This window comes from Mycobacterium sp. UM_Kg1 (assembly GCF_000972925.1).
In the GTDB taxonomy this organism is placed as follows: Bacteria; Actinomycetota; Actinomycetes; order Mycobacteriales; family Mycobacteriaceae; genus Mycobacterium; species Mycobacterium hiberniae.
On sequence record NZ_JRMK01000176.1, the window covers coordinates 1 to 7,077 of the forward strand.

The 7,077-nt window shown below is 68.4% G+C and carries 8 protein-coding genes; 4 read left to right on the forward strand and 4 right to left on the reverse strand.

Features of this window, described 5'->3' with window-relative positions; all coding sequences use genetic code 11:
• Positions 1-400, forward strand: a 400-nt coding sequence (locus LI92_RS18785; RefSeq protein WP_046321653.1) for an LppA family lipoprotein, incomplete at its 5' end; no start/stop codon positions are given.
• A 4-nt stretch (positions 401-404) separates the two neighbouring features.
• Here LI92_RS18785 and LI92_RS18790 read toward each other — a convergent pair.
• Together LI92_RS18790 and LI92_RS18795 are read right to left on the reverse strand one after the other, a co-directional pair.
• On the reverse strand, positions 405-1,529 hold the full coding sequence (locus tag LI92_RS18790; protein ID WP_046321644.1) for an NDMA-dependent alcohol dehydrogenase: 1,125 nt from the start codon (positions 1,527-1,529) through the stop codon (positions 405-407).
• Positions 1,530-1,597: 68 nt separating this feature from the next.
• The gene (locus tag LI92_RS18795; RefSeq protein ID WP_046321645.1) at positions 1,598-2,341 is read right to left on the reverse strand and encodes a glucose 1-dehydrogenase; all 744 of its coding nucleotides are present in this window, start codon (positions 2,339-2,341) and stop codon (positions 1,598-1,600) included.
• Positions 2,342-2,389: 48 nt separating this feature from the next.
• Between LI92_RS18795 and LI92_RS18800 the strand changes: the two genes are divergently transcribed.
• From LI92_RS18800 to LI92_RS18810, 3 genes are all read left to right on the forward strand, one after another.
• Positions 2,390-3,229 (forward strand): alpha/beta hydrolase, encoded by an 840-nt coding sequence (locus LI92_RS18800; protein ID WP_152665552.1) that lies wholly within the window; start codon positions 2,390-2,392, stop codon positions 3,227-3,229.
• Positions 3,230-3,379: 150 nt separating this feature from the next.
• Positions 3,380-4,132 carry a DUF2786 domain-containing protein gene (locus tag LI92_RS18805; protein WP_046321647.1) on the forward strand — a complete coding sequence of 251 codons (753 nt, stop codon included), beginning with the start codon at positions 3,380-3,382 and terminating at the stop codon, positions 4,130-4,132.
• A complete protein-coding gene (locus LI92_RS18810) occupies positions 4,129-4,638 on the forward strand; it encodes a TIGR04338 family metallohydrolase (RefSeq protein WP_046321650.1) in 510 nt (169 codons plus the stop codon). Before LI92_RS18805 ends, LI92_RS18810 begins: the two co-directional genes overlap by 4 nt.
• A 113-nt stretch (positions 4,639-4,751) precedes the next feature.
• On the opposite strand, the gene mymT is transcribed toward LI92_RS18810, so the two are convergent.
• Together mymT and ilvD are read right to left on the reverse strand one after the other, a co-directional pair.
• Positions 4,752-4,901, reverse strand: coding sequence for a copper-binding metallothionein MymT (mymT, locus tag LI92_RS22590; protein ID WP_082109807.1), 150 nt, complete (start codon positions 4,899-4,901; stop codon positions 4,752-4,754).
• A 307-nt stretch (positions 4,902-5,208) separates the two neighbouring features.
• A complete protein-coding gene (gene ilvD / locus LI92_RS18815) occupies positions 5,209-6,930 on the reverse strand; it encodes a dihydroxy-acid dehydratase (protein WP_046321651.1) in 1,722 nt (573 codons plus the stop codon).
• Positions 6,931-7,077 lie beyond the last annotated feature (147 nt).

Consider the following 7,077-nt stretch of genomic DNA (forward strand, 5'->3'; position numbering starts at 1 on the left):
GTTAGAGGACACTCAAACTCAGGTAGCCGCCACGATGAATGAAATAACCACCGCCGCAAAACAACTCATCCCGTCCATCGTCTGGGAGACGCTGGACGAGGGAGATGGCGGAAATTGCGAGCGGCCATACGAGCAAACCGACGGTAAGCGTTACTTCCTGCCGGACGCGGTTGCCCGGGATGTCGCGGTGTCAGAGCAGGCCTGGGCGAAGCTCGAGCAGGCCGCCGAGGATGCGGCTGCCAAGCTGGACGCCACCGAGGTGCAGGTGATGGCGAATCGGCCCGGCGATCACGACGTCGGTTTCTACGGCCCCACGGGGCTTTTCATCAAAATCGGCTACCGCGGCAACCTGGTGGTGTCCGGTTACACCGGCTGCCGGCTGCAGCGCGAGGCGAAGTAGCGGCCTACCAGTCCGACTCGTCGTAGGTGATCACGCCGCGGATGTTCTTGCCGTCCACCATGTCCTGGTAGCCGGCGTTGATGTCTTCGAGCTTGTAGGTCGTGGTGATCATCTCGTCGAGCTTGAGCAGGCCGGACTTGTACAGGCCCGCCAGGCGGGGCGTCTCGATGTGCGAGCTACCGCCGCCGAAGATGTTGCCCTTCAACGTCTTCTGCAGCATGGTGAACAGGAAGAGGTTCAGCTTGACGTCGGCGTCGGCCATCGCGCCCATGCCGGTCACCACGCAGGTGCCGGTCTTGGCGGTCAGCGTCATCGCCTCTTCGATGTACTCGCCCTTCATGTCCCCGACGGCAATGATCACCTTGTCGGCCATCAGGCCCCAGGTCTCCTCCATCACCGGCACGATGGCCTCGGCCATCGAGGGATACACGTGCGTTGCGCCGAACTTGATTGCTTGATCGCGCTTGAAGGGAACCGGGTCGATGGCGATCACCCGCCGGGCGCCCGAGAGCACCGCGCCCTGCAGGGCGCTCATGCCGATCCCGCCGACCCCGACGATGATGACGGTCTCGCCGGGCTTGACCTCCGCGACATTGGTGGCCGAGCCGAACCCGGTGGGCACCGCGCAACCCATGATCGCGGCGGTCTGGAACGGGATGTCCTTGTCGATCTTGACGACGGAGTCCTGGTGCACGGTCATGTAGGGCGCGAAGGTGCCGAGCAGGTTCATCGGGGAGACCGCGTGGGAGCCGGCGTGGATGCGGTTCGTGCCGTCGGCGATGGCTTTGCCGCCCAGCAGCACCGCGCCGCGATCACACAGCGAGCGGAAGCCCTTCATGCACGGCGCGCAGGCACCGCAGGCCGGGATGAAGGCCATCACGACATGGTCGCCCTCTTCCAGGCCTGTGACGCCCTTGCCGACCTTGGTGATCACCCCGGCACCCTCGTGGCCGCCGAGCGCCGGAAGCCCGATCGGGGTGGCCCCGGTGGTGACGTGGTAGTCGGAGTGGCACATCCCCGCGGCGTGCATCCGGACCTGGACTTCGCCTTCGACAGGGTCGCCCAACTCGATCTCGTCGACCCGCCACGGCGAGTTCAGCTCCCACAGCAATGCGCCCTTGGTCTTCATGACCGGCCATCATAGAACACGTTCCAGAAGTACCTCTGGTTGATGTCCTCAGCTGGGAAAATGCTGCCTTAGCCCGTCTTGTGCGGAATGCCCGCGGACAGGCCTCCGTCGATGACCAGGTCGGACCCGGTCATGTAGGACGATTCGTCGGAGGCCAGAAACACCACCGCGGTGGAAACCTCTGCGGACTTGGCGCCGCGGCCCAGCGGGATCTGCAGCGAGTCATCGGGGATGGCGATCGTCATCCTGGTGCGGATCAGGCCGGGCAACACGCTGTTGATCCGGATGTTGTGCGGGGCGAGTTCGACCGCGGCGGCCTTGGCCAGCCCGCGCACCCCCCACTTCGATGCGACATAGCCGTAGAGGCCTGCGGTGCCGCGCATCCCCTCCACCGAGGAGATGTTGATGATGGAGCCGCCGCCGGCGGCCTTCATCGGGGCGACGGCCGCGTGCATGCCCAGCATGGTCCCGGTCAGATTGACGTCCAGGACCTGTTGCCAGGTGGCCAGGTCGAAGTTCTCCAGGGCGTTGTACTTGGCGATCCCGGCGTTGTTCACCAGCACGTCGAGGCTGCCGAAGGCGTCGACTGCGGTCTGCACAGCCGCCTGCCACTGCTCGGCCTGGGTGACGTCGAGACGGACGAACCGTGCGTTGTCGGCACCCAATTCGTCGGCCAGTCGGTTGCCCTCGTCCTCAAGAACGTCACCGATCACTACCTTGGCGCCCTCGGCGGCCAGTGCCCGGGTGTGTGCCGCGCCCATTCCCCGCGCGCCGCCGCTGATCAGCGCAACTTTGCCCTCGACTCGTCCCATGGCTGGCGAGGTTACCTCGACGCGCCTGCCGCCCGTTACGCTGCCCTGATGGCTGTGACCCGCACCGAACGAACCTTCGAGGGTGTCCGCCAGGTGCCGATCGTCTACGACACGTGGACACCGCCGGACGCGCCGCGCGCGGTGGTGGTGCTTTCGCACGGCTTCGGCGAGCACGCCCGGCGCTATGACCATGTCGCGGACCGTTTCGGTGCGGCGGGTCTGGTGACCTATGCCCTCGACCACCGGGGGCACGGTCGCTCGGGTGGTCGTCGGGTGCTGTGCCGCGACATCGCGGAGTACACCGCCGACTTCCACACGCTGGCCGGAATCTCCGCTCGGGAGCACCCCGGAGTGCCGCGCGTGGTGCTCGGACACAGCATGGGCGGGGCGATCGTGTTCAGCTACGGCGTGGACCGGCCCGACGACTACCAGTTGATGGTGCTGTCCGGACCGGCGGTCGGCATGGCCGACGTCGTCTCACCGGGATTGGCCCGGGTGGCCAAGGCGCTCGGGGTGGTCGCGCCGGGTCTTCCGGTGGAGAAGCTCGACAGTGCCCTGGTCTCGCGTGACCCGGCGGTGGTGGCGGCGTACAACGCGGACCCGCTGGTCCACCACGGGCGGGTGCCGGCCGGTGTGGCCCGAGCGCTGATCAAGGTCGGCGACACCATGCCGACGCGGGCGCAGGCGCTCACCGCGCCGCTGCTGGTGGTGCACGGTGAAGACGACGGGCTGGTGCCCGCTGCGGGCAGCAGGCGCCTGGCGGAGCACGCCGGCTCCAGCGACGTGCAGCTGACCGTCTATCCGGGTCTCTACCACGAAGTATTCAACGAACCGCAGCGCGCGCAGGTGCTCGACGATGTCGTCGGCTGGATCGACGCGCACCTGTGAGTCACCGGTGCCGGGTGTCGCCGGCGTCGGCTAGCGTGGCGCCAATGAGCCCCGACGTTGACGAGGCAGAGCGCAGCGATGCCGAGGAGCGGCGGTCATGAGCCCCGACGTTGACGAGGCAGAGCGCAGCGATGCCGAGGAGCGGCGGTCATGAGCGCCGACGACAAGATGCTGGCGCGGATCGCCGCGCTGTTGCGGCAGGCGGAGGGCACCGACAACGCCCACGAGGCGGACGCTTTCATGGCGGCGGCACAACGGCTGGCCACCGCCACCTCCATCGATCTGGCGGTGGCGCGGGCCCACTCCGCCAACCGGACCGCTGCCACGGTGCCGGTGCAGCGCACCATCACCATCGGATCGCCCGGAACCAAGGGATTGCGCACCTATGTGCAGCTGTTCGTGGGGATCGCCGCCGCCAACGACGTGCGCTGCGACGTGGCAATGAACTCCACCTACGTCTACGCCTACGGGTTCGCCGAGGACATCGACGCCACCCACGCCCTCTACGCGAGCCTGGTCGTTCAGATGGTGCGGGCCTCCGACGCCTACATCGCCACGGGTGCGCACCGCCCGACCCCCACCATCACCGCCCGGCTCAACTTTCACCTGGCGTTCGGGGCCCGGGTCGCCCAGCGCCTGGCTGAGGCGCGCGACGAGGCCCGGCGAGAGGCCGAGTCCGGCCGGAACAGAACTCCCGGGACGGCGATCGCGTTGCGCAACAAAGAGATCGAACTGCAGGACTTCTACCGCGGCACCTCCAAGGCGCGTGGTACCTGGCGGGCCACTCGGGCGTCGGCGGGGTACTCCTCGGCGGCGCGACGGGCCGGCGATCGGGCCGGACGGCAAGCGCGACTGGGCGGTGAGGCCGAACTGTCGGTGGCGCGGTCCGCGCTGGAGCGGTGAGCGGCAACCCCGCGCAGCGCGACGGTCAGCGCGCCAAGGTCTATGCCGCGGAACTGTTCGTCCGAACCCTGTTCGACCGCGCCGCCGAGACCGGTACCCGCAGCATCGACTTCTTCGGTGCCACGCTGACCCTGCCACCGGAAGCCCGTTTCGCGACGGTGGCGGCGGTTGAGCGCTACGTCGAGGACGTCATGGCCCTGCCGGGCGTACGTGACCGGTGGAAGGACGCGGCGGATCTGGCTGTGCGCGCTCGCCGCGGCACCACTGCCGCACATTACGAAAAGGTCGGGGCGGCAGGCATTATCGCCGTGCCGGACCAGCGCGGCGGGGACTGGGCGCTGCGGGAACTGGTGGTGCTGCACGAGATCGCGCATCACCTGTGTGACGCCCGGCCGGCGCACGGCCCGCAGTTCGTTGCGACGTTCTGCGAGCTGGCCGAGATGGTGATGGGCCCGGAGTCGGGCTACGTACTGCGGGTGGTGTTTGCCAAGGAGGGGGTGCGCTGACGGGCGCGCAGGGCAGCGACCGCCGAGCACCTCGGGTGCGGGGTGGTGTAGATAAAGGACAGGCGTCCGGTGACGCACAACGGTCGAGGTTGTGCGTCACCGGCGCCGCCCCCTTATTCGCTGATCGGAACCAACTCCTCACCGCAGGTGCATCGGTAGCTGACGTCGGCGCCCGGGCAGTGACACGCGGACTCGACGCGGACGCGGCATCCGCAGCCGTCATGACCACACGTCAACACGGCTCCATCCTCGTAATTCGCCATGTCTTCACACCTTTCTCTGCGTACCCGGCGGCAACCGGGTTCCCCGACTGTATACCCCGTGGGGGTATGCGGTAAAGGGCCGAACGGCACCGGAATCGGTGCTTTCGGATCTCGAGTGGGTGCAGATCTGAGCCGTTTTCAGGACAGGAGTCGCCGGGGATCGCCGTGGCTGACGGGCCGCAGGGCAGGGCAGAGCGGGGCGCGGCCGGAGGCGGCTCGCGGCCGCGGCAGGACCCTGAGCGGGGCAGGGCCGGAGGGTGCCGGAGACCTCTGAGGTCCCCGTGAGGGCGCCGTCGGCGCCGGCGGGTCAGCCGCAGACCGCGCCGATGGCCGCAGAGCCCACCAGCTTGCGGTACTTGGCCAGTACGCCGGTGGTGTAGCGCGGCGGCGGCGGCGTAAAGCCGGCCGCGCGGGACGCGAACTCCTCGGGGTCGGCAACCACGTCCAGCGTCGCGTTGGCGACGTCCAGGCGGATCTTGTCGCCGTCCCGCAGGAACGCCACCGGCCCGCCGTCCACCGCCTCGGGGGCGATGTGGCCGACGCACAAACCGGTGGTGCCACCGGAGAAGCGGCCGTCGGTCAGCAGCAGCACGTCCTTGCCCAGGCCGGCGCCCTTGATCGCGCCGGTGATCGCCAGCATCTCTCGCATCCCCGGGCCGCCCTTGGGGCCCTCGTAGCGGATCACCACCGCATCGCCGGCGCTGATCGTGCCGTCTTCCAGGGCGTCGAGGGCTGCACGCTCGCCATCGAAAACCCGTGCGGTGCCCTCGAACACATCGGTGTCAAAGCCCGCGGACTTGACCACTGCGCCCTCCGGCGCCAGCGACCCGCGCAGAATCGTGATACCGCCGGTCGGGTGGATCGGGTTGGTCAGCGCGTGCAGCACCTTGCCGTCCACGACCGGCGGATTGAGCTCGGCGATGTTCTCCGCCATCGTCTTGCCGGTGACCGTCAGGCAGTCGCCGTGCAACAGGCCCGCTTCCAGCAGCGTCTTGAGCATGACCGGCACGCCGCCGATCTTGTCGATGTCGTACATGACGTGCGCGCCGAACGGTTTGACGTCCGCCAGATGCGGGACCTTTGCCCCGACTCGGGAGAAGTCGGCCAGGGTCAGATCGACCTGCGCCTCGTGGGCGATCGCCAGCAGGTGCAGCACCGCATTGGTCGATCCGCCGAACGCCATCACCACCGCGATCGCGTTCTCGAACGCCTCCTTGGTCAAGATGTCGCGGGCGGTGATCCCCCGGCGCAGCAGCTCCACCACGGCCGCCCCGCTGGCCCGCGCATACCCGTCGCGGCGTCGGTCGATCGCCGGGGGAGAGGCGCTGCCCGGCAGGGACATCCCCAGCGCCTCAGCCGCGCTGGCCATCGTGTTGGCGGTGTACATACCGCCGCAGGCGCCCTCGCCGGGGCAGATCGATCGCTCGATGATGTCGACGTCCTCGGCAGACATCAGTCCGCGCGAACAGGCCCCCACCGCCTCGAACGCGTCGATGATCGTCACCTCGCGCTCGGTCCCGTCGGACAGCTTCGCGTAGCCCGGCATGGTCGATCCCGCGTAGAGGAACACCGAGGCCAGATCGAGGCGGGCCGCGGCCATCAGCATCCCGGGCAGCGACTTGTCGCAGCCGGCCAGCAGCACCGAGCCGTCCAGCCGCTCGGCGCACATCACCGTTTCGACGCTGTCGGCGATCACCTCGCGGGACACCAGGGAGAAATGCATGCCCTCATGGCCCATGGAGATGCCGTCGGAGACCGAGATGGTGCCGAACTCCAGCGGGTAGCCGCCGGCCTCGAGCACGCCTTCCTTGGCGGCTTTGGCCAGTCGGTCCAACGAGAGGTTGCAGGGCGTGATCTCGTTCCATGACGAGGCCACGCCGATCTGAGGTTTGGCGAAATCGTCGTCGCCCATGCCGACGGCGCGCAGCATCCCGCGGGCGGCGGTTTTCTCCAGGCCGTCGGTGACGTCACGACTGCGCGGTTTGATGTCCACGGACGCCCCGGTGGGGGTGGTGCTCCCAGAATTCACCCGCCCAGTATGCCGCTACGGCTTGACCGGACCAAACGAATAAATACCCCGCGGGGGTATGGGTTAAAGTGGGCGCATGAGATGGGTTCTGGCCGTCGCCGCCGCCGGTGTCGTCAGCATGGTCGCCGGGGGGTGTCACCACGCGCC